Genomic DNA, 21,547 nt, shown 5'->3' with positions numbered 1-21,547 from the left:
TTAGCGGGCGGCTTTCAAGGCATTTGAAATCGCCTCGGCTTCAGCTTCAAGTACCTGACTTCGAAGGCTGTTTCCCTGCTGCAGTGCCTGCTCGATCTGCTTGCGCTTCATGTCGTACAGCCTGCTCAGAATCTCTGCCTGGCTTTGTCTGATCGGTGCATTCATGGCGGACCTCCCCATAGTGACACCTGTCGGTATTCTTTACGTTTCAGGCCGAACATTGGCCTTCATTGGAAACCGATGCATAACCCGGGCCAGGCAGGGCCGACCAGACATTATCTGACAAAGCGAGAGCGGTAGGCACCCGGTGAAAGCCCGGTATGTTTGCGGAACAGACGCGTGAACGAACTCACGTCTTCGTAGCCCACCAATTGAGTGATTTCATCAATCGGTAACCGCGATTTCTCTAAATGCTGACGTGCCACCTCAATCCGTAGAAGTTGCAGATACCCGGTGGGCGTGTCGCCAGTGGCTGCCTTGAATCGGCGAATCAGAGAACGCTCGGTGAGTCCACTGAGTGAAGCGAGGCGTTGCAGGGTAACAGGTTCCCGGTAATGACTGTCCAGCCAGTCCTGCAGCTTCAGAATGGCGGCATCAGAATGGTAGCGGCGAGCCTGCAGGGCGCTATAAGGCGCCTGGCTGGTCCGCCCCGCATCAATCACAAACGCCTTCGCCAGCTCCCGCGCCACCTGAGCCCCCGCGTAACGTTCGACCAGATAGATCCCCAGATCCCACCAGGCCATGCCGCCCCCGGCACAGGCAATGTCGCCGTCCACCGTTACCAGCTTGTTCGGCTGAAGGTTCACCGCCGGAAAGCGCTGGCGGAACTGATGGCTGAAGCCCCAATGCGTCGTCGCCTGACGACCATCCAGCAGCCCCGCCTCGGCCAGCATGAACGCACCGGTGCAGTTACTCGCTACCCGCACCTGCCCGGCGTCTGAAGACCGAAATTCGCTCAGCCATTCAATAAGCTCCGAATTCCCGGCCAGAACGACTTCGATAGGACCACCAATAGTCGGTATCACCACCAGATCGCTGTCGTCGCCACCCGGTAACAAATCGTTCCAGGCTCCGTCTGGCTGAATAGTCAGTCCGTTAATGCAGCGGCAGGGCGCTCCGTCCTTCGTCAGAAGCCGGGTTGTGAACCGGGGTGTCGGCGCTTCATCGTTAATCCGCGCCCAGGTAACGCCGGCAAGACGGAAAAGATCAATAATGCCAGTGATGGCGCTGGCTAAAGCGCCATCAAAACCGATAACAGAGACCGTTCGCATACATTCTCCAAATTAGGCCACCTTTGGCAATATTGACCATAATTATGTCATAAACGCCGGTTTCCAGGAAAAACCAGTTGTGAGAGGCTAACGACAACAAACAGGAGACCAAGCATGACCGACACCCTGATCGACCGCCGCGACCTGGCGTTCCAGCTCTACGAAGTTCTCGATACCGAAAACCTCACCACCCGCGAGCGCTTCAGCGAACACAACCGCGACACCTTCGATGCCGTCATTGAAACCGCCGACAAGATGGCCCGGGAAAAGTTTGCCACCCATAACAGCGCAGCCGACAAGGACGAACCAAAGTTCGTCAACGGCCAGGTCGAGATGCTGCCGCAGGTGAAGGAAGCCTTCGACGCCTATGCGCAGGCCGGCTTTATCGCAGGACGTTACGACTATGAACTGGGTGGCATGCAGTTGCCTGAATCGGTCATGGCCGCCTGCAACGGTTTCTTCACAGCTGCCAACCCTGGTACCGCCGGCTACCCGTTTCTGACCACGGCTGCCGCCAACCTGATCCGGGTTTTCGGCAACGAACAGCAGAAAACCACCTTCCTTCCGAACATGCTCAGCGGTCGATTCAGCGGCACCATGGCGCTGACCGAACCCCACGCCGGTTCCTCCCTCGCGGATATCCGGACATCCGCGTCGCCCACAGATGAGGGGCACTACCTGATCAAGGGCGCGAAGATTTATATCTCCGGTGGCGAGCAGTCCATCACTGACAACATCGTTCACATGGTGCTGGCCAAGATCAAAGGGGCGCCGGCGGGCGTGAAAGGTATCTCCCTGTTCATCGTGCCCAAGTTTCTGGTGGATGATGAAGGCAATCCCACTGAACGCAACGGCGTCAGCCTCGCTGGCCTGATTCACAAGCTGGGCTACCGTGGCACCACCTCCACAGCCCTGAGCTTCGGTGATGATGCTCCCTGTCACGGCTATCTGGTTGGCGAGCCCCACCAGGGCCTGAAGTATATGTTCCAGATGATGAACGAAGCGCGGGTCGGTGTCGGTTTCGGCGCTGCCGTGATCGGCTATCGGGGTTACATGCACAGCCTCGAATACGCCAAAGACCGTCTTCAGGGGCGCAAGGCCAGCGAGAAGAATCCGGAAAGCCCGCAGGTGCCGATTATTGATCACGCCGATGTCCGTCGCATGCTGCTGGCCCAGAAAGCCTACAGTGAGGGTGGTTTGGCTTTGTGCCTCTACGGCGCCCGGTTGATGGATGACCAGCACACCCATCCCGATGAACAGAAACGCCAGGAAGCCGGAAAGCTGCTGGACCTCCTCACTCCGGTGATCAAAGCATGGCCTTCCGAATATGGCCCCAAGGCTAACGACCTGGCTATCCAGGTATATGGCGGTGCGGGTTACACCCGAGAGTATCCGGTAGAGCAGTGCTGGCGTGACAACCGTCTGAACCCGATTCACGAAGGCACCAACGGTATCCAGGCCATGGACCTGCTGGGCCGTAAGATCTGGCAGGATCAGAGCCACGGTTTGCAGCTGCTCATGCAGGAGATGCAGGTAGATCTGCAGGCAGCCACCACCGATCGTTGCCAGCAATGGGCCCTGTCCCTGAGTGAAACCCTGCAGCAGGCAGTGAAGGTTACCCAAAGCCTGGGTAAATCCCTGATGGAAGGCGATCCCGACAAAACCCTGGCCAATGCCTCGTGCTACCTGCACCTGTTCGGGCACATTATGGTGGCCTGGATGTGGCTGCGTCAGGCCAATGCGGCCTCCCACGCCCTGGGTTCCGCAAATACCGATGATGAGCGCAATTTCTACCAGGGCAAACTGCAGGCGGCCCAATACTTCTTCCATTGGGAATTGCCAACCGTGGCTCAGGATCTGGTGCTGCTGCGCAATCAGGACGATACCTGCCTGAACATGAAATCGGAGTGGTTCTGATGGCTCTGGTAAATGTTGAGAAGAAAAATCACATCTTGCTGATCGGGCTGAACCGCCCGGAAAAAATGAACGCCATGAACCGCGAGATGTACCACCAGATTGCGGCGGCCTACCACCAGCTGGAAAACGACCCGGAGCTACGGGTCGGGCTGATGTACGCCGAGGGCGACCACTTCACCAGCGGCCTGCAACTGGACGACTGGGCGGGTGTGTTTGCCAACGGCAAGGGCATTGAACCGGGTGAGGGCGAACTGGATCCCTTCCACATTACCGGTCAGGCGCTGACCAAACCCGTGGTCTTCGCCGCCCAGGGCATCTGCTTCACCTGCGGCGTTGAGATGATGCTCAACACCGACGTGCGCGTCGCGGCCAAAGGCACTCGCTTTGCCCAACTGGAAGTCAAACGCGGCATCTTTGCCTGCGGTGGTGCCACCATCCGCCTCCAGCGTGAAATCGGCTGGGGCAATGCCCAGCGTTACCTTCTGACTGGCGATGAGTGGACCGCCGATCAGGCGTATCAGTGGGGGTTAATTCAGGAACTGGTGGAACCCGGCGAGCAGTTTAACGTTGCGTTGGAAATCGCTGAAAAAATTGCCAAGGCTGCACCGTTGGGTGTGCAAGGCAGTCTGAAATCCTCGAAGATCGCTGTCAGCGAGGGACAGGAGGCTGCGAAACAGCGTTTGTTCCCGGATCTGCAGCCGGTCATGGCCAGCGAGGACGTAAAAGAGGGAATCCAGTCTTTCCTGGAACGGCGCGAAGCTGTTTTTAAAGGCAAGTGACTTCTAAATTTCCTCGGGAAACACGGGCTCTAGGGGCTAAAAGAAGCTGGCGAATTCATCAGAATTATGGGCAGCCGACCGGAGTCTTCCTTCCGGGAGTGTGAGCAGCAGGGATGCTGCGATCAAGCCCCCATGGATGGGTTCACGGCGTCTCCCGGAAGGAAGACTCCGGTTGGCTGCATGCTCTATAACGTCAAGGCTTGGGGGCAAGACTTCAGGCGGCCTCGGAATTCCCGGGTTCGCGACGAGCCTTCGCTTCAGCCGCTACCTCCGCAGCATAATCCGAATACTTGGCCATCAGCTCCTCCTTCCGATCCGGATCCCAATTGATTTTACTCAGATCCCCCTCGTAATGATCAATCACCCGCTTATCCATGGTTTCATACCACCACTGGGGCAGGTACGCCGGCAAGAGCATCGAGGCATAACCACCGGGTAACTGTGGCGCCTTCTCGAAATGCCTCAGAGCCTGGAAGCTGCGCTGAGGGTGAGCGTGATGGTCTGAATGCCGCTGCAGTTGATACAGGAACAGATTGGTCACAATGTGATTGCTGTTCCAGCTGTGTTCCGGTTGGGTTCGCTCGTACTTGCCGTGCTTGTCCTTCTGGCGCAGCAGGCCATAGTGTTCAATGTAGTTCACGCTTTCCAGCAGGCTGGCACCGTATACCGCTTGCGCTGCGAGGAACGGAACCGCTCTCGGGCCGCAGGCCAGCGTCGTCGCACCAAAGAAGCCAGCGCTCATGGCCCAGCCCTGAAGAAGCTCGTTGTCCAGGCTCCAGAAACCCTTGCCTTTGCGAGCAAGCCTTGCCTTCTCGATCTTGATGGATGATTTGATACCGCCAAGCACCGTACGCGGCAGGAATTTCCAGAAACTCTCACCCATGCGGCTGCTGGCCGGATCCTCCGGCGTTGCCACCCGCTTGTGATGGCCGAAGTTATGCTCAACAACAAAGTGGGTGTAGCCAGTGGGCGCCAGGGCTGCCATCGCCAGCAACTTGTTCAGTCTGTTCGACTTGTGGCCGAGTTCGTGGGCCGTGTTGATGCCCACACCGTTGATGGCGCCGACCGTCAGCGTCAGTCCTACCTTGTCGTCCAGCGGTGTGCTTTTGCGGCTGGCAAGCCAGGCACCCATGAAAGTCATGGCGTACTGGGTGGGAATAAACGCCTTCACAATCCGGTCGTAGTACTTGTCCTGCTCCAGTGTCTTCACCGCGGATTCTGGAGGGTTGCTTTGATCCTCACCAATCGCACGGTCAAGGGCGGGAATGATTCCATGCACCAGAGCAGGGCCGGTCCAGGCCAGTGCTTTCAGTTTTCTCGGGGCCAGTGCGTAGCCGGTCAGCGCGGCAAGCCCGATTCCCGGCAGGGCGGGACCAAGCAGCCACATGTAGCGTTTCGGGTCTTTCCAGTTGCCATTGGCGTCTTCTTCGACAGGTGATGTGATCTGATGTGATTGCAGGTTGTCTTGGGTTTTGGCGTTCATTGTTTTCTCCCGTTCGGTGCTCGTACCTGCAATTTATGTCGGACAATCGAGCAATGCAACGGCCGTCCAGATTCAAAAACAACCTTGGCTCGAAATGACAAATGGCATTTCTTTGGCAGAAAGCGGGTTTCTGGGCCAGACTGATTTAGACAAGAAGAGCTTGATCACAAGGAAGAATCAGCCATGACTAACCCTTCTTCTGCTATTGCCTCATGCTCTGTCCAGGGGATGCTGCGTGAGTACCTATCCTCTGGCAGGCTTACCGAGGTGGTCTACCGCGACAGCGCGGGCCAGATCTGTCTTGTTCATGATGTGATCCGCGATCTCTTTAGCCGGGCCGGTCAGGATTTTCTGCTGCTCGGGCGCGGCACCATGCTCCCGTTTGATCACGTCATTACCATCAATGGCCAGGTGCTCTCCGAAAACGCTGGTTAACGAAAGGGTAATCGCCCGGTAATTGCTTCGATGTCTGCCCCGGCCGTAATCTGTGCGCCGTTGTAAATACTTACCAACAGAGGGATATGGTATGAACAAGCTCACACTGAGTGCGCTTCTGATGTTTCTTACACTCGGCCTGGCTGCCTGCAGCTCCGAAGACAACGAAGGGGTGGATGTTGAGCAGGCTGCGGATAACGCCGGAGATATAATGGAGGACGCGGCCGATTCCACCGAGGAAACCGTGGAAGAAGCGACCGGACAGGATGAAAGTGCCATGGGCGAGTTAGAGGAAGGCGCCGAGGAAGCCGGTGAAGCCATGGCCGATGCCGCCGAGGAAACGGGTGATGCAATTGAAGAAAGTCACGAGGAAATGACTCAATAATAAGAGAGGTTGTCGCCGCTTAGGCAGTTTGGCCAGCGTCTTTTGCTGGCCAAACTGGGCGGTCAATGAACGATGTTGTTCGATTAAATTGCGATTTCTCCACCGTCCTCGCGGTATATGACGATAGTGGCCGAGCGGGGGCGATTGTCTGCCTCACCGAAGGCTGTAGCGTCACCGGAAGTTGCCGGCCAAGTGCTCACGTTTCGGTTGAAATCTTCTTCTGAACCGCCCTCTCCTGGGTGCTGAATATTGATAAAAAGCGAGCGGGCATCAGCAGTCATACTGATTCCTGTGATCTCACAGCCATTTGGTCCGACCAGAAAGCGCTTCAATTGAACAGCCTCTGCATTTCCGCCGACAAAAGTCTGGATAGACTCCTGGCCATTGCCGTCAGAGGTCGTGACTGTGACGCTTTCACCATCGCCAACTTCTCCCGGAATAGCCACCAGCATCTGATTATTGGTTTTGCCGCGGATACCTGATGAGCCATCGTCGGTCTGAATCCAAATGACGCCACGGGGGTCAATGAACAGCCCGTCCGGACTGGAGAATTCGTTATCTGCTGTCAAGCCGGATACGTTGTAATCAGAGGACGCGTCTGCGCTGGAGCCGAACAGGAAAATGTCCCATTCAAATGAAGTTGCTGCATGATCGCCAGCTTCCTCGCGCCAGCGGATTATATGACCGTTTGAGTTAACTGCGCGAGGATTGGCGCCGTCCAGATCTGTAGAAGGTCGATTGCTGGAATTGCCATTGGTCAGGGTCAGATAAACGTCGCCAGTGTTAGGGTGCACCGTTGCCCATTCTGGCCGATCCATAGGCGTTGCGCCTACCACATCGGCCGCCAGGCGAGCACTTGCAAGAACCTCTGCGTCAGAGGCAAAGTTGTACTGGTAGACCGTTCCATTATCATCGTATGAATGCGTGCCAGCCAGATCCATGTTGGCAGTAGATAGCGCTTTCCAGGCGCCAGTGCCATCGTCATTGAATACTGCGACGTAAAGCGTACCTTCATCCAGGTACTTGTCTCCTGCAGAAAGCCCGCCGTTACGATCCGCCTCTGACCAGGCAGCCTTTGATACAAATTTGTACATATACTCACGCCGAGAGTCATCGCCGGTGTAGATAACGATGGGAGCACCTTCTTGCACCGGAGCAACCCAAGCTCCTTCGTGGGAGAATCGACCAAAGCCGGTGCGTACTCTCGGCTTTTGAGTAGGGCGGAATGGATCAACTTCGGTTACGTAGCCGTGCAGGTTCGGCTCATGGCGGAAGTCCTCTAGGGCGGTGGCGCCGGAGGTCTCGACACCAAAACGCTTATACTGATCTCCCGGCACTCTATCCCACTGCCGATATGACCAACCAGCGCCTTCTATTCCGTAACGTGCAAGCCAGCCTCGGTGTTTTTCGGAGAGGTTGTCAACGTTGCCCACCTGGAAATAGGCGTACCAGTTTTCCTCGGCGGCCAGGTAAGTTCCCCAAGGAGTATAGCCGTTTGCACAATTGTTCATAGTACCGTAACGAGTGGTGCCTGTAGGCGTCAGTTTGGTTTTGACGAAATCTTCGCCAGCAACCGGACCACGCATATCCATTTCAGTGAAGACGGTGAGACGGCGATTGTAGGGAGAGTCGAGAACAACGGACCATTTGCCGTTGTCCTTTCGAATTTCGACGCAAGACACGCCATGGCCATTCATCTCACGATCAACGATTTTCTTCAGTTCTTGGAGGTTGTTAGCGGCGATGGCATCTTCTTTGGCGGTTGGGGTCTCGTGTAAAGTGGCGTCTTCCAAGTTTTCATGGTTCAGCACTAGAATGCCACGGTCTGATGACTCTGGGTCATATTTGCCGCTGGAATCCATGCCAAAGAAATGCATGCCGTCATGCTCATCGCCGGAGCGGCTATCGTAATCCACGTCAGTGCCATCATTCTTGAAATCTGCGAGTCCGGAAAAAAGCGGATCGCCTTTAGCGTAGAGCACGTCAGCTTTGTAACCAGCTGGAAGAATAACTCGGTCTTCGATTCCTCCGGCCACCGCTTTAAAGTCGAGTTGCTCGGGGTTCATTGTAACTGCGGTAGATGGAGTTGTAGATGTGCCTGAACTGCTGCTTCCGCCGCAACCTGTCAGAGCCAAGGAGCCAAGGACGCCAACGGTGGCTGCTGATGCGGTTCCGGTAAGCAGGCGGCGACGAGAAAGGCGTGTTTTGACGATATCATCGAATGGGCGGTTACCGCTTCTGTTACTGTCTTCTACTGGGTGATGTCCCATTTTTCTCTCCTTGTTTAACGACTTGATCGCAAATGAAATGCTTGGATTTTCCGGCCGTTTCGTTTAAGCCGGATAGACCAAAAGTGTCGTTAAATTTGATGACAGATTGGGTTCATCACCGTGACAGAACTGAGAACAAATTATTGCAGTGCATGAACTGCGGCGAGTGTCGTCGATTGAAATTGATAAAGAAAATTCAAGCCCAGCCGATGAGCATGATAAATACACTAAAGTATCAGTTATTAACTCACGTCAATTCTTTAGTCTCCACAATGGCCTTTAATAACAAAATGTTTGCAGAAGCAACGAAAAAGAAGAGGTTTCTATGGGCTTACTGGATCGGGCTTCACTTCTATGGGGGTTGGCGGTTGCCGTTGTTCTTGCAGTCGTCTCTGCAGTGGTGGCACCTTTGTTAGGCCTGGAACCTGCGTCGATTCTGATCGGGCTCGTCGTCGGCCTGGTGACTGCTGGCGGCTTCCTCATTGTCAGGGTGTTGGAGCCAACGGAGCGGGGCCTTCAGGCTCTGAATGACGGCACTCTGGCCGCCGATCATCCGCTGCAGGCTCAATGCCGCCAATTGCTTGCCGAGGCCAGGGCGGGGCGCGCTTTGGTGAAAACTCTGTCTGGGAGCGCTGATAAGAACGCTATCTCTGCGGCCCAGGTGTCTTTTGCCGCCGACCAACTGAAGCTCCGGCTGGACCGCCAGGTTGAAGAGACCGCGCAAATGGCCGATTACGCCGGCCAGATCACCGAGACTGTTCGGGAATCCTCGGAACAGGCGACCGATGCAGCCACCATGGCGCTGCAGAACAAGCAGGTGAGTACCGAGGGTCGTGAAGCCCTGATGTCGGCCATCGGGAGCGTGCGGGCTGTGCACGAGCAGTCCGGGGAAAACCTCCGGCTGATCCAGGAACTGAACGAAAAGTCCAACAAGATCCAGGGTGTGACTACCACGATTCAGGGCATTGCCGAGCAGACCAACCTGCTTGCACTCAATGCCGCCATCGAAGCGGCCAGGGCAGGTGACCAGGGTCGCGGGTTTGCAGTGGTGGCCGATGAAGTGCGCCAACTGGCGGGGCGAACCGCTCAGGCAACGGGAGAAGTGGCGGAAACCCTCGAGGAAATACGGTCCGATACCACACTGATTGTATCCCGCATTGAAGATCTTGCCCGCAGCATTGAGGAGGGCCTGACGTCTGTGGAAAGCGTGGGTGAGCGTCTGGAACAGATCGGCGAACAATCTGATCGGGTCCAGCAGCAGGTTGCCCGGATAGCCGAAATAGATCAGAACAACGAGCAGAGTCTGGCCCAGGTGTTCTCCGCCATTGAAACGGTGCGTGACCAGATTTCCGAGAGCGATACCAGCGTTTCCTCGCTGGCGGAGCAGGCTGCTACTTTGATGGAGCTTGCGGAAAAAGCCAATGCTTCATTTGCCCTGAACAGCGAAGCCAGTTATCACCGGCCGTTCTTCGATCAGGCCAGAGCGGGCGCTGACCAGATCGGCCAGATGTTCGAGCAGGCAATCCGGGATGGCAAGCTCTCAGAAAGCGCGCTGTTCGACAAGAGCCGGACTCCCATCCCGAACACGCACCCGCCAAAGTACTCAAGCAGCTTTGACAAATTTACCGATCAATACCTGCCGACCATCCAGGAGCAGGTGAAAAACGCCCATGAGGCCATTGTCTTTGCCATAGCCGCTGCGCCTGACGGGTATGTACCGACCCACAACAGGGATTTCGCCCACGCACCGACCGGAGATCCGAAGGTGGATCTGGTCAAGAGCCGGAGCAAGCGGCTGTTCAACGACCGAACGGGCATTCGTTGTGGCACGCACACCGAGAACATGCTTTTGCAAACCTATCGCAGGGATACCGGCGAAATCATGCATGATCTCTCCGTACCTATTTATGTGAATGGCAAGCATTGGGGCGGTTTCCGCCTGGGCTACCGTCCGGACAATCACTGACCGCGGCGGGATTTTCGGCCACGGGGGCTGTGGTAGACTCCGATTAATAGATCAATAGGAGACTTGTCTTGGCTGAACCGGAGTTTATTCCTGCCGACACGGACCCCGCCTCCCGCCGAAGTGATCCGGCGCGTAACCTGGCGGTGGTGGTCTACATCCTTCAGGCGCTGTCGTTTTTCGTAGGAGGCATTACCGGTCTGGTGGGCGTGATCATCAATTACGTCAAACTGGACGACGTCCGTAATACCTGGGTGGAGCGGCACTTCCGCTGGCAGATTCGCACCTTCTGGATCGGCCTGCTCTGGACCGTGATTGGCATAGTGACCACGCCGATCATCATCGGATGGTTTATTCTCCTTGGTATTTCTATCTGGATCATCTACCGGATCGTGAAAGGGGCTCTGGCCCTGAATGACGGCAAGGCGCCCTCCTGAACGGGCGACCGTTATCAGTCTTCGGTCACTTCCTTCAGCCCCATGGCACTGAACATCCCAGCCAGCCCCATCAGGCCCAGAACGATGATGACCGCCACTTCTGAGATCATTGACACGAGGGCGGTGAGGCCGCCGGTAACAAGCAGCAGAACACCGATGACCGTGTTGCTCACCGCCGTGTAATCGGTACGCTTGTTGCCCCCTGCCATGTCCACCAGATAGGTTTTACGCCCCAGCCTGACGCCCGCATGGGCAATGCTCAGTACGAAAAACGCAATCGGGTAAAACCAGACGCTGCCGATTTCCGTCCCGATAAACAGCGCGGTGAAGCCGACGATCAGGCACACACCGCTGGCCATTGCCGCCCCACGGATCATGACTCTCCGACTGGAGGTGTCTGCAGCCCAGCCCCAGAAGCTGGCACTGAGCGAGCTGGCGAGGCTGCTGGCCAGCAGGAAAACGCCCAACATCCAGCCAATGTCGGATTCTTTCTGTGCCAGTACGACCAAATAGGGTGAAGCCAGTGCCGAGCTGAGCAGCAGGGCCCGGGTAATCACGAAGTTCCGGAACGGAACGTCATCCCGGAGCAGGGACAGGCTTCGAAATGCCTCGTTGATGGCATTTCCGCCGCCACCGGTTTCACCGTCGTATTCTTCCACTCCGGCAAACAGCAGGCCGGCGATCACCCAGAGTGCCGCGGCCAGAAGTAATAATACGGTGTAAAAGGCGAGGGTGGGGTCGCCGCGTTCCCAGAACAGCAGCGCGGTCAACACAACGGTGGCGGTGCCGCCAATGGTGGAGGCGAGCCCGCCGAGCCTTCCCCGGCGGGTTTTCGGGATGCATTTGCCCTGTACATCTTTCATGGATACGGAGCAGAATCCACGGGCGAGGGAAAATACAATGAGGGCTGCAATGATCCCGGAACCTGCGGCATACCCCTCGAAAAACCAGATGCTGGCCGCCATGGCCACAACACTGGCGGCCTGTCCGAAGCTTCCAAGAGTCCAGAACCACTTGCGAACAGGTTTGCGGCGGACCCAGGCCGCAATGACCATCTGTGGGACGAGGGAACCGGATTCCCGGATCGGCACCAGCCAGGCCACCAGCGCGGGTGCACCAATGGCGCTCATCAACCAGGCCAATACGGTTTTGGGACTGATCAGCAGGTCGCCCAGTTTGGTCAGGACGTTGCTGGCAAGAATCAGAAAGAAATTGCGCGGCACTTCGCGACAGGCGTCATCGGAGATGTCGGTACAGACCCGTGCATCCTCTTCGTTGGCAATCAGGCCATAAAGTTGTTCGATGGTGTCCTTTCCGCTCTCAGGCAAACCGCTATCCTCCGGAAAATGTGTCGAAAGGATACCAGTGTGGCGCGGTATCCTTAAGTCCGGATTACGGCAACTGCGAGCGATCAGACCAGATGGTGGTCCCAGTGAACGGATAGATCTGCGAGTTCTCTGGCGGGTTTGCCGGCGCCGAGCCGGATAAGTTTTCCCCGTCCGGAGGAAACAAGAAAATCCCCTCCGGCAAGGGTCTGGATGCCCGCGCAATCGGCGATGTGTGCGCGGCTGACCAGCTCACCGGTCTTGCCCCGAAAGATAATGGCCGTTCCACCAATCGGCGAAGCCGCAGCCACGAGGTCGTTTTCCGGATGCGCAACCACGCTGGAGATGTAGTTGGCCAACGCTGTCCGGGTATCCTCATCGAACCGGTATTCCCGCAAAGTTCCCTCTTCAAGACGTGCCAACAAAGGCGGCGTTTCGTAGAGTGGGCCCTGGTGCTGATAGGCCACATACACGCGGCCATCGCCGCTGACGCTGACATGGCGGGCGCTTTGCTGGTGGTGGGGCGGCCTGAAACGGCCAACGATTTTGCCGGAGTGACGATTCATAAGTACCAGGGCTGGATCCATGGTGTCCAGATTCAGTTTCATGCGGTCGTAATCCGGGTGAGTGAGGATGCCTCCGAGACCGATCACCAGGGTTTCGCCGTCGGGGTGCAAGGTCAGCTCATGGGGGCCGATTCCCGCCAGATCAAAGGTTTTTGTCCGCCGATAACCCTTTTCGGCATCGTAGACTGCGATGATCCCCGCGCCCTGATCGTACCGGCTGGCGGTGACGTAGAGGCGTCGGCCATCGGTCGAGAACACACCGTGGCCAACAAAGTGTTCGCCCGGCTCGGCTGAAATATGGTGTTTCCGGGCACCTGTAGTGCTATCGAAAACGTAGAATGACCAACCCGGGCGGCGCTCGAAAAACAGGGTCTCTTGCTGGTGCGGTCGGTTGCAGCCGCTATGGCAGCGGGAATCGACAGGCGCCTGCCACACTATCCGGCCGTTGCGGTTGAATGCGCTGACTCCAAAACTGCCATCCGGGAACCCGACGGCGCCGGCATAGCCATCAGGTTGGACTGACGCTTTTCGGGGCAGCAGGGAACAGCCGGTCAGGCCCACGGCAACGCCGCCGGCAATGGACACCTTGAGAAGGGCTCTCCGGTTCAAAAGCATAGGATCAGGTTCCTCAGTCGCCATCGCTCGAGTTGAAGCCTCGTACTACGCCAAGTGCCACTGCCGCCTGGTCATTCACCAGCGTGGTCAACTGGGAAATATCAACGTAAAGGCTCTGCAGAGCCCGGAACTGGTCTTCTTCTTTCAAAGCCGTTGCCAGGGGTAGGTGGGCTCCGGGAAAGTTCTGCTGAACCTCGTTGAATTGTTTGCGAATGCGGTCTGCCAGGTCGGACGCCCCCTTTGCTTCCAGCGAAATTTCGAGCCCTGGTAAAAAGTACCGGTTCAGGCCGTCGACAGTCGCCGCGACAGTCTGCAGGCTTTTGCCGCTGCGCCAGGCGTCCGCGATGTAAGGATTGCGTTTGTTACTGCCGCGAAGACCCATGGGTTGGGCCAGCCTTCTTTCTTCCAGAATTTCCAGTGTTGCCATACCCGCTCGGATAGTGGTGTCGAAGTACTGCTCGGTCTCCAGATAGTGCGGTCTGAAAGCCTGCCAGCCAGCCATCAATGCGTCACTGTTGCTTTTCAAGTGTCCCGCGACGTTCGTTAGCAGCTCGCAGGTCCGGGCGACTGGGAGTGAAGTTTCCCCGGCATTGAACTCTTGGTCGAACAGCAGATATTCGATCATCGGGAAGCCTTGCACAGCGACACCGGACTGATTGATCACGCTCGGGGTGATCGGTTCGTCGTTTCCGATCAGGTAAGCCGCTTTCCGTGCAATCAGATTCTTCGGATCCGGCCAGAACTGGAACTGCCAGGAAAGGTTGTTGTTTTCGACCGGGCCGAAATCGACTAAGCGCACCTTCTGCCAGGCCAGGAAGGCATTCAGCCAGGCGGCTTCCACGTGTTCCCGGCTTCCCTCGGCTGGATTCTGGCAGTAGTCACGGGCGGATTCAGCCAGCTCTCCCGCTTCTGTGGTCAACGATTGATAGCCGGTCGCAATGCCTTCATACCACTGCTGGCGGGCCTGGGTGTTGGCATCGCTTGCCCACGCCAGGGGCGAGGTTAGTGTCAGGATAGATGTGCACAGCAGTCTGGTGATCCCTTGCATGGCTGATCCTCAGAGTGAATTCAGGAAATCGATCAGAGCGGATCGATCTTCGGGCGACATCTGGCGGTATCGGTCGGCGGCCGCCTGAGCCTCGCCACCGTGCCAGAGCACGGCTTCTTCCAGAGTTCGGGCGCGGCCGTCGTGCAGGAACCCGGCTTGCGGATTCACCACTTGGGCCAGGCCAATGCCCCAGAGCGGCGGGGTTCGCCATTCATTGCCATTGGCCAGGAATTCATCGCGGCCGTCGGCCAGGGCAGGACCCATGTCGTGCAGCAACAGATCCGAATAGGGCCAGATAGTCTGATTGCTAAGGTCCGGGCGATCGGCAACCTCGCCGGTCTGATGTCTCGGCGTATGGCAGCCAGCGCAGCCACTTTCGTTGAACAGCCTTGCTCCCTGCCGGACGGATTCAGACTCAATATCTCGACGCGCGGGTATTGCCAGACTCTTGGCGTAGAAGGTCACGAAGTTGGCGACCTTGTCGCTTACTTCCGGTTCACCGCCATGGGTAAACCGCTCACAATTCTGCTCGGGCATGCAGTCGGTTTTAGGTTTCAGAGTAGAGGTCAGTCCCATATCTCCGGCGAACGCACCCATGCTTTGCTGGTGGACATCGGGCTCGGCTGCCTTCCAGCCGAATCGACCGGGCACTGTCTGTTCCGTTGCCAGATCCCAGACCTGGTTAAGCTTTCCGGAGATGCCGTTTCCGTCCGCATCATCAGTGTCTTGGAGGGCTTGCAAATCTTCGATGGGGATGGCTTCCAGCAGACCCATTCCGATCATCTGCGGTGCTACCCGGGGCGATACCAGAAGGTCCTCGGGCAGTGGCCCATAATTTGGGTTCTCAATGCGGTACACGGGCTTGCGCAGTTCCACCACCGTCCCATCCGCGAGTGTTTCCTTCACTGGCGTCCATTCGACTATCAAATCAGCCTCTGGTTTGGCTGCAGGAAGCGCGGCTGTCTGGAGCTGGCTGCCATATACTGGCGCCGGTTTAAAACCGTGTTTGCGCAGAATGTCCGCGTCCAGCTCCGGATCAGCAGGGACTGCCAGTCTCAAAAACAGGGAGACCGGCGGCTCGTCGACACCGGGTGGGTGTCCGCGACCATCCTTGATATGACATCCCTGGCAGGAGTTGGTATTGAACAGCGGGCCCAGGCCGTCACGGGCGTCAGTGCTTGCCGGGGCTTCGACCCAGGGGTTCCGGAAGAAACTGTTGCCGACACTGAAGTCCAGACGTTTGGTCATGGACAGATTGCCCTGGGGAAGCGAGTAGGCATTGGTGTCTGACTGTTGTACGGTGCCCTCACCACCAGAGGCCGGAGATGTCTGGATCGGATAGCCCTCGTGAGTCTGGGCACAAACGTGGGCGCTGGCGATCGCCAGCGCCCCGATTAAGGCAAGCGGTTTCATCATGCTCAGGACGCGTGGCCGGCATCATCGGGAGACAGGGCTTCAATGCCCAGGTCGCGCGCAGCCTGCTCAATGGAACCGGTCTGTGCGACGAGCGCCATGATAGCGCCGTTGACGATACGAGTGCCCTCGGCATTCCCGGGTGCAATCATGGTGTCAAAAGCCATGGGATTTTCGCTGCTCTCCGCGCGGGCCTTCATTAGCGCCAGGGCTTCCATGGAGGCGTCCAGCTGGTTGTTAAGACGCGCGTCCAGCTCTGGGTCGCTCTGCTGAACCAGATCAGACAGGGAAGGGCCGGTCACCAGGCTGCCATCCACGCGACGATAGGTACCCGTGTAGACGTTCTGGATACCCTGGCCGTTGTAGTAGTGCGAATTGTGGGTATTGTCGCTGAAGCAGTCGTGCTCGTCCTCATAGGAGTTGGCTTCCAGAGCAACCTTCATTCGCTCGCCGGCCAGCTCGCCCAGAGACAGTGAACCCATGCCGAACAGCATTTTCTGAACACCCTGATTGGCGTCTGCAGCGGTCAATTGCGCCCGGTAGTTGTCACTGTCGCCCGGGGCCCACTGGGCCACCATCCACTCGAGGTCGGATACCAGAAGGTCTGTTACCGCATCCAGGTATTCGCCACGACGCTCACAATTGCCATTGGTGCAATCAGCGCCCTTCGCGTAATCCGTGACCGGACGCTCACCGGCGCCGCTTTCAAAACCGTGGAGATCCTGACCCCAAAGCAGGAATTCAACCGCGTGGTAGCCGGTAGCAACGTTGGCTTCAGAGCCGCCAACTTCGTTCAGATCTGCGAGCAGTGCAGGGGAAAGAGATGCCACATTCAGTGTCTCACCACCCACATTGATCCTGTTGCTTGCGATGATGTTTGCGGTGGCACCGGCGTTGCCCAGCTCGTGCTGGTACCCGTCTGCCTTCACATAATCGATCAGGCCTTCATCAAGCGGCCAGGCGTTCAGCTGGCCTTCCCAGTCATCGACAATAGCATTGCCGAACCGGAACACTTCTGTTTGCTGATAAGGAACCCTAGCTGCCAGCCAGGCTTCTTTTGCGGTCGCCAGATTGGCTTCGGTCGGATTGGCGATCAAGCGGTCAGTTGCTTCGTCCAGCGCGCGGGCGGTGATCAGGGCATCTTCGTAGTTGGCATGAGCCAGATCGGCGTAGTGATCGACCACTGAGTCTTTGGTTGCTGGCTGATAGTCCTTGGTGGACCAGGGATGATTAGCGCAGCCTGCAGTGAGCAGAGCGGTTACTGTCAATGCCAGGGGTGCTGGACGAAACATGGGCGTCATTCCTTTTCCCAAGTTCTGTTAATAGTAGTAATAATGAGAAATATTCGCGTTAAATATTATGAGTTCCGTTTTATCGAAACGCAAGCGGGAAACGGACTCGATCGATCAGGTTTGACGATTGTGCTCTTGCCCCGGGCAACCGTGATCGGGCTTAATGGCCCCGTCACCAGGGAGCTATTCTTGTATGTTGAGTTATTTGCACGCCTTCCACGCCGGCAATTTCGCCGATGTCCAGAAACATGGAGCCCTGGCACTGGTCCAGACCATGATGCGGGCGAAGGCCTCCGGTATTGCCTGTTTCGATACCCATGCCGGCAGTGCCATATACGACCTGCGAAGTGAGCGGGCCCGCAAGACTGGAGAAGCCGACCACGGAGTTCAGAGACTTTGGGGCGCCAGAGATCGGTTGCTGTCCGGGGACTGGAAGCCGTTTCTGGACGTGCTGAAAGGATTCAATGCCGGCGGTGGTGAACTGTCCGTTTACCCCGGTTCTCCTGCGTGGTTTCAGCATTTTCTACGGGATGGAGATGCGCTGACGCTGTTTGAACTGCATCCATCTGAGGGCGAGCAACTGGCGGACTGGGCTTCCGAGGCTCCGATTCGGGTGCTCAGACAGGACGGCCTGGCAGGTCTGCTAAGACAGTTGCCTCCCAGACAGCCGCGCCTGCTGACGCTGATTGATCCCTCTTACGAGGTCAAAACCGACTACATTGAAGTGGCGCACACTTTGGGGAAAGCATGGCATAAGTGCCGTCATGGCATTTTTCTTGTCTGGTACCCGATACTGACCAGTGGCCTGCAGGAACAGTTGAAAGATGCGGTCAGGGGCACTGATGCGCGCAAGATACTCTGCAGTGAGGTGCATCTGAATAATCCGCCGGAGCGAGGTATGGTCGGATCGGGCATGCTGGTGGTAAACCCACCCTGGGGTTTTGACTCCCGGTTTGCCGCAATGATGAGCGATGTTGCCGGGTCGGACGTTTTGAATTTGTCTCACGATATTGGTTGGCTGGTTCCTGAGTAATTGAAAGGACGGCAAGCAAGGGAGCAACGAGGTTGAAGGATAAGCCAGTAAACAAGGCAGGATCCGTGTGGATGCCCGGCGGCCTGATTCCGGTTGAGCAGTGGAAAGTGCCTGAAACGTCCGTGAGACGTTCACTCAAAGATGCGTTGCGCCATGCCCTGGCCCAGATTCGGGCGGGCGTGGTTGCAGAAAAGGAAGTGTTTGAAAGCCTCGATAACCTTCCCGAACTTTCAGCCGCCCGGCTCGAATCCTTTGCACCCCGGCCAGATCCAAGCGTGCTGGCGGAAGTGCTCTCAAGGGCCCTTGAAGAGCTTGGGCTAAACCATGATTCCGGCAAGAGAGTTGCGTTACTGGTGGCTCCACCGTTCTCAGGTATTCGTTCTGCCCTTGAGTGTTTTCCCGAGCTTGAATTGCAGCAAGAGGGCGAGGCGGGCCGGTGGTCGCTGATCCTGCCACCCGAGAATCTGCTTCTTGATGAACAGGGCGCCAGGGAGTGGTGGGACACGCAGGATCTTTCCAGGCCGTGGGTGATTCCGGAACTGGCTGATTTCTGGCTGCGCCATCTGTCCGGACTGGCTCTGGTTCGGGAATTACTCCGTCGGGTTGCCGCGGGAGGCACTGCTCCTGGCGCTATTGGTTGCTCGAGCTGGTGTTGGCAATTCTGGTCCTCTTACTTCAGGGATGCGCACTTTTCGCCGATGACACCTGCGCCGATGGCAGCAGTCGAACTTGGTGAATGGTTTGAATCCCTTGCTGCCGGTGATAGTGATTACTCAATCACGGCCCGAATGGCAGACGATGGCCTATGGGTATTGCCGATGACGGAAGGAAATGACGGGAAAAAGCGCAAACACAGTGGCTTTCTCCGGGATCTCGCCTCAGTAGCAAGAGGTAATCCCGGTGTTGCGCTGGCTATATGGCGACGCGCGCTGAGAGACCGCCCTGAAGAAGAGGCGGGCACGGAGGAATCCGGCCCGGGTTCTTCAGACGGCGGTTCAGTCACCCGGGCCTGGGTTATCCCTTTTGATCAACTGGGTTTGCCAGCGGTCCCCCAGAGCCAGGGCGACAACATTGGCCTGCTATTGCACGCCCTGCTGTTGCACGATGGACTGGACGCCTCTCATCTGCAGTTGGTAACAGGGGTCGCGGAACATGAGGCAGGGTTTGTGCTGGCACGTCTGGCCCGCGCGGATCTGATTGAGCAGCAGTCATCTGGTGGTCGCTGGCAAGTCACCGCTCAGGGATACCCCTCGATTCGTCGGCATTTGCAGAGCTGGGGATTTCCGGTCGACACTTTCTAGGAGATGAGTGATGGGTGATCTTGGCATTCGGGAGGCGTTTTCAGCGATCACGTCGGAAGCGTTGCTGGAATCGTTGATGGTTGTGCTGCTGGCGACGGGCCTGATCATCGTAATACAGAAGCTGTTTCCGAGAATCGCAGTGAAACTCGGGGGCAAGCCCCGGTTTTATATCCTGGCGTCGGTGCCCTTGCTGCGATTGATCATTATCGTGGTGACCATCATCGTTGTGGTTCCGATCCTGGTGGAACCTTCGTTCGAGAACATGGTTGCCATTTTCGGAGCCCTGGGACTGGCTCTCGGGTTTGCCTTCAAGGATTACGCGAACAGCCTGATTGCCGGAATCGTAACCCTCTACGAAATGCCGTATCGGCCCGGCGACTGGATCGAGGTGGACGGGCAGTACGGAGAGGTCCGTTCGATTGGCACCAGAGCCGCGGAACTTGTTACGCCGGATGATACCGTGGTGGTGATACCCCACGGCAAACTCTGGGCGTCCCTCATTGCCAACGCCAACAACGGAACGGATAACCTGATGTGCGTGGCGGAGTTCAACCTTGAACCCCACCATGACGTCAGCCGGGTTATGGCGCTCTTGCGGGATGTGGCCTACACCTGTCCTCTTACCCGCACGTTCCGGCCTGTCGTGGTGGTGGTCTCCAACAAACCCTGGGGCATGTGTTATCGGCTGAAGGCATACCCGATCGAGTTGAAGGATCAGTTCCGGTTTATTTCCGAGCTCACTGCAAAGGGCGCAAGTGCGTTGGCTTCAGAGGGCGTCAGGTTTGTCTCAGTCCCCGTCACCGGAAACCTCTGAGCTTTGCTTGCGGGTTTCCGTTTGCTCAATCAATTGATTCAACCTGCCGAGAATACGCTGCCCGCTTTCACCGGTGCGCTCGAGGTAAATGTCACGCACCGGCATGCTGGCTTCCCGAAACGCCTCGCGTTCTGAATCGGTCAGGCGGACCACTTTCATGTGGCCCCCTTCCAGCATCTGCTCGAGCCGGGTCTGATTTAGCTCCTCCTGAGTCTCCCAGGCGATCTGCGCGACGTCCTTGAGTCCGTTGTCGAGCCATTGTTGCTGGTTTTCGGGCAAGGCGTCGTACCACTCAAGATTCGAGACCACTGAAGCGACGAACTGGGCCGGTCGCGCCAGGGTCATGGTGGTCTGCACTTCGTAGAAATCCATTTCCTCGATGGCGAAAACCGGATTGCTCTGGCCATCGATCTTGCGCAGCTGCAGGTCACTGTATACCTGGGAATAGGGGATCTGGCTGGGCTCGGCACCATAGGCCCGGAAGGTTTCTTCCGCCATGTCGGAGGTCATGGTTCGGATTCGCTGTCCGGTGAAGTCTTCCGGCGACCGCAGCGCCTTGTTAGCTGTCCAGGCCATCCAGCCTTCAGGCACGAAACCCAGCAGTTTCATGTTCTGGTTGGCATAGGGCGATTCAAACAATTCGAGCAATTCTGCGCTGGCCAGAATCTCTCGTGTAACGTCGGCGTCGTCCGGAAGAACATAGTGCAGCGTGAAGAGACCGACTTCAGGGATGGTGTTGGCAAGATGCCCGGGGGAGGCGAACGCCAGGCTTATGGAACCATTGCGAACCAGTTCAGTAAGCTGTGCCGAGGTTCCCAGAGAACCGTAGGGAAAAATATCGATTTCAATCCTGCCGTCGGAACGCTCCTCAATCCGTTCCTTCAACGCTTCGGCATAAGCATGCTGAACGCTACCCTCGATCTCCTCAAGGGCAAAACGCCAGGTAACCGGGTAATCGGGGGTTTCCGGGACATCGGCGGTCTCGTCCTCACCGCTGGTCTGGCTGTCTGAACAACCGGTCAGTGCAATGGCCAATGCCAGGCTCAATGGCCAGAACCTGAAACGGACGGTGGGCATAACGGGAACTCCAGTTTTCTCGATCCTTGGTTGATATTGCCATACAAGGTAACACAAGAATGCGCACTGCCGTGGGTTACGGGGTTGGATTGAATTACACTGTCGACCCAGACGATCAAGTGC

The 21,547-nt window shown here is 57.1% G+C and carries 19 protein-coding genes; 9 read left to right on the top strand and 10 right to left on the bottom strand.

Annotated features, from left to right (window positions below):
• Positions 1-165: a hypothetical protein gene (locus tag ACGK9W_RS10740; RefSeq protein WP_014577861.1), complete on the bottom strand. Its 165-nt coding sequence runs from the start codon at positions 163-165 to the stop codon at positions 1-3.
• 110 nt (positions 166-275) lie between these two features.
• On the bottom strand, positions 276-1,271 hold the full coding sequence (locus ACGK9W_RS10735) for a GlxA family transcriptional regulator (protein ID WP_273084276.1): 996 nt from the start codon (positions 1,269-1,271) through the stop codon (positions 276-278).
• Between the two features lie 114 nt (positions 1,272-1,385).
• On the opposite strand from ACGK9W_RS10735, the gene ACGK9W_RS10730 reads away from it, so the two are divergent.
• Positions 1,386-3,188 carry an acyl-CoA dehydrogenase gene (locus tag ACGK9W_RS10730; protein ID WP_088556670.1) on the top strand — a complete coding sequence of 601 codons (1,803 nt, stop codon included), beginning with the start codon at positions 1,386-1,388 and terminating at the stop codon, positions 3,186-3,188.
• Positions 3,188-3,967 carry a crotonase/enoyl-CoA hydratase family protein gene (locus ACGK9W_RS10725; protein WP_273084270.1) on the top strand — a complete coding sequence of 260 codons (780 nt, stop codon included), beginning with the start codon at positions 3,188-3,190 and terminating at the stop codon, positions 3,965-3,967. Before ACGK9W_RS10730 ends, ACGK9W_RS10725 begins: the two co-directional genes overlap by 1 nt.
• Positions 3,968-4,181: 214 nt before the next feature.
• Here the strand turns inward: ACGK9W_RS10725 and ACGK9W_RS10720 are convergent, their stop codons facing one another.
• The gene (locus tag ACGK9W_RS10720; RefSeq protein ID WP_405420941.1) at positions 4,182-5,450 is read right to left on the bottom strand and encodes an alkane 1-monooxygenase; all 1,269 of its coding nucleotides are present in this window, start codon (positions 5,448-5,450) and stop codon (positions 4,182-4,184) included.
• A 183-nt stretch (positions 5,451-5,633) separates the two neighbouring features.
• On the opposite strand from ACGK9W_RS10720, the gene ACGK9W_RS10715 reads away from it, so the two are divergent.
• Complete coding sequence (locus ACGK9W_RS10715) at positions 5,634-5,885, top strand: hypothetical protein (RefSeq protein WP_288365144.1); 252 nt, start codon at positions 5,634-5,636, stop codon at positions 5,883-5,885.
• 91 nt (positions 5,886-5,976) lie between these two features.
• Entirely contained in the window at positions 5,977-6,270 is a 294-nt protein-coding gene (locus ACGK9W_RS10710) for a hypothetical protein (protein WP_405420938.1), read from the top strand.
• An 83-nt stretch (positions 6,271-6,353) separates the two neighbouring features.
• Here ACGK9W_RS10710 and ACGK9W_RS10705 read toward each other — a convergent pair whose 3' ends face one another.
• Positions 6,354-8,540, bottom strand: coding sequence for a PhoX family phosphatase (locus ACGK9W_RS10705; protein WP_405420935.1), 2,187 nt, complete (start codon positions 8,538-8,540; stop codon positions 6,354-6,356).
• A gap of 325 nt (positions 8,541-8,865) precedes the next feature.
• On the opposite strand from ACGK9W_RS10705, the gene ACGK9W_RS10700 reads away from it, so the two are divergent.
• Both ACGK9W_RS10700 and ACGK9W_RS10695 read left to right on the top strand, forming a co-directional pair.
• The gene (locus ACGK9W_RS10700) at positions 8,866-10,506 is read left to right on the top strand and encodes a methyl-accepting chemotaxis protein (protein ID WP_405420932.1); all 1,641 of its coding nucleotides are present in this window, start codon (positions 8,866-8,868) and stop codon (positions 10,504-10,506) included.
• Positions 10,507-10,574: 68 nt separating this feature from the next.
• Entirely contained in the window at positions 10,575-10,940 is a 366-nt protein-coding gene (locus ACGK9W_RS10695; RefSeq protein WP_053112750.1) for a hypothetical protein, read from the top strand.
• A 14-nt stretch (positions 10,941-10,954) separates the two neighbouring features.
• On the opposite strand, the gene ACGK9W_RS10690 is transcribed toward ACGK9W_RS10695, so the two are convergent.
• The 5 genes from ACGK9W_RS10690 to ACGK9W_RS10670 all read right to left on the bottom strand — a co-directional run bounded on the left by ACGK9W_RS10690 (position 10,955) and on the right by ACGK9W_RS10670 (position 17,199).
• Positions 10,955-12,268 (bottom strand): MFS transporter, encoded by a 1,314-nt coding sequence (locus ACGK9W_RS10690; RefSeq protein WP_053112749.1) that lies wholly within the window; start codon positions 12,266-12,268, stop codon positions 10,955-10,957.
• Between the two features lie 83 nt (positions 12,269-12,351).
• Positions 12,352-13,446: a DUF1513 domain-containing protein gene (locus ACGK9W_RS10685; protein WP_053112748.1), complete on the bottom strand. Its 1,095-nt coding sequence runs from the start codon at positions 13,444-13,446 to the stop codon at positions 12,352-12,354.
• Between the two features lie 13 nt (positions 13,447-13,459).
• Entirely contained in the window at positions 13,460-14,494 is a 1,035-nt protein-coding gene (locus tag ACGK9W_RS10680; protein ID WP_053112747.1) for an imelysin family protein, read from the bottom strand.
• Between the two features lie 9 nt (positions 14,495-14,503).
• On the bottom strand, positions 14,504-15,910 hold the full coding sequence (locus tag ACGK9W_RS10675; RefSeq protein ID WP_053112746.1) for a di-heme oxidoredictase family protein: 1,407 nt from the start codon (positions 15,908-15,910) through the stop codon (positions 14,504-14,506).
• Positions 15,911-15,912: 2 nt separating this feature from the next.
• A complete protein-coding gene (locus tag ACGK9W_RS10670) occupies positions 15,913-17,199 on the bottom strand; it encodes an imelysin family protein (protein WP_092031047.1) in 1,287 nt (428 codons plus the stop codon).
• Between the two features lie 193 nt (positions 17,200-17,392).
• Here ACGK9W_RS10670 and ACGK9W_RS10665 point away from each other — a divergent pair, with 193 nt between their 5' ends.
• From ACGK9W_RS10665 to ACGK9W_RS10655, 3 genes are read left to right on the top strand one after another with little or no spacing between them, the layout of a single operon-like run.
• Positions 17,393-18,232: a 23S rRNA (adenine(2030)-N(6))-methyltransferase RlmJ gene (locus ACGK9W_RS10665; protein WP_405420926.1), complete on the top strand. Its 840-nt coding sequence runs from the start codon at positions 17,393-17,395 to the stop codon at positions 18,230-18,232.
• A gap of 32 nt (positions 18,233-18,264) precedes the next feature.
• The gene (locus tag ACGK9W_RS10660) at positions 18,265-19,533 is read left to right on the top strand and encodes a hypothetical protein (RefSeq protein WP_241956150.1); all 1,269 of its coding nucleotides are present in this window, start codon (positions 18,265-18,267) and stop codon (positions 19,531-19,533) included.
• Positions 19,534-19,543: 10 nt separating this feature from the next.
• Entirely contained in the window at positions 19,544-20,347 is an 804-nt protein-coding gene (locus tag ACGK9W_RS10655) for a mechanosensitive ion channel family protein (protein ID WP_053112743.1), read from the top strand.
• On the opposite strand, the gene dctP is transcribed toward ACGK9W_RS10655, so the two are convergent.
• Positions 20,321-21,424: a TRAP transporter substrate-binding protein DctP gene (dctP, locus tag ACGK9W_RS10650; protein ID WP_288365152.1), complete on the bottom strand. Its 1,104-nt coding sequence runs from the start codon at positions 21,422-21,424 to the stop codon at positions 20,321-20,323. The two genes, ACGK9W_RS10655 and dctP, sit on opposite strands and share 27 nt — an antisense overlap.
• Positions 21,425-21,547: the final 123 nt, after the last annotated feature.

The organism is Marinobacter flavimaris (genome assembly GCF_045057155.1).
In the GTDB taxonomy this organism is placed as follows: domain Bacteria; phylum Pseudomonadota; class Gammaproteobacteria; order Pseudomonadales; family Oleiphilaceae; genus Marinobacter; species Marinobacter manganoxydans.
The sequence above is the reverse complement of the archived record's forward strand: the minus strand, read 5'-3'. Positions and strand labels throughout refer to the sequence as shown.

Bases quoted from the DNA above. Each gene is read 5' to 3' on its own strand.
- ACGK9W_RS10740 (WP_014577861.1), bottom strand. From the start codon at position 165: ATGAATGCACCGATCAGACAAAGCCAGGCAGAGATTCTGAGCAGGCTG.
- ACGK9W_RS10735 (WP_273084276.1), bottom strand. From the start codon at position 1,271: ATGCGAACGGTCTCTGTTATCGGTTTTGATGGCGCTTTAGCCAGCGCC.
- ACGK9W_RS10730 (WP_088556670.1), top strand. From the start codon at position 1,386: ATGACCGACACCCTGATCGACCGCCGCGACCTGGCGTTCCAGCTCTAC.
- ACGK9W_RS10725 (WP_273084270.1), top strand. From the start codon at position 3,188: ATGGCTCTGGTAAATGTTGAGAAGAAAAATCACATCTTGCTGATCGGG.
- ACGK9W_RS10720 (WP_405420941.1), bottom strand. From the start codon at position 5,450: ATGAACGCCAAAACCCAAGACAACCTGCAATCACATCAGATCACATCA.
- ACGK9W_RS10715 (WP_288365144.1), top strand. From the start codon at position 5,634: ATGACTAACCCTTCTTCTGCTATTGCCTCATGCTCTGTCCAGGGGATG.
- ACGK9W_RS10710 (WP_405420938.1), top strand. From the start codon at position 5,977: ATGAACAAGCTCACACTGAGTGCGCTTCTGATGTTTCTTACACTCGGC.
- ACGK9W_RS10705 (WP_405420935.1), bottom strand. From the start codon at position 8,540: ATGGGACATCACCCAGTAGAAGACAGTAACAGAAGCGGTAACCGCCCA.
- ACGK9W_RS10700 (WP_405420932.1), top strand. From the start codon at position 8,866: ATGGGCTTACTGGATCGGGCTTCACTTCTATGGGGGTTGGCGGTTGCC.
- ACGK9W_RS10685 (WP_053112748.1), bottom strand. From the start codon at position 13,446: ATGCTTTTGAACCGGAGAGCCCTTCTCAAGGTGTCCATTGCCGGCGGC.
- ACGK9W_RS10680 (WP_053112747.1), bottom strand. From the start codon at position 14,494: ATGCAAGGGATCACCAGACTGCTGTGCACATCTATCCTGACACTAACC.
- ACGK9W_RS10675 (WP_053112746.1), bottom strand. From the start codon at position 15,910: ATGATGAAACCGCTTGCCTTAATCGGGGCGCTGGCGATCGCCAGCGCC.
- ACGK9W_RS10670 (WP_092031047.1), bottom strand. From the start codon at position 17,199: ATGTTTCGTCCAGCACCCCTGGCATTGACAGTAACCGCTCTGCTCACT.
- ACGK9W_RS10665 (WP_405420926.1), top strand. From the start codon at position 17,393: ATGTTGAGTTATTTGCACGCCTTCCACGCCGGCAATTTCGCCGATGTC.
- ACGK9W_RS10655 (WP_053112743.1), top strand. From the start codon at position 19,544: ATGGGTGATCTTGGCATTCGGGAGGCGTTTTCAGCGATCACGTCGGAA.
- dctP (WP_288365152.1), bottom strand. From the start codon at position 21,424: ATGCCCACCGTCCGTTTCAGGTTCTGGCCATTGAGCCTGGCATTGGCC.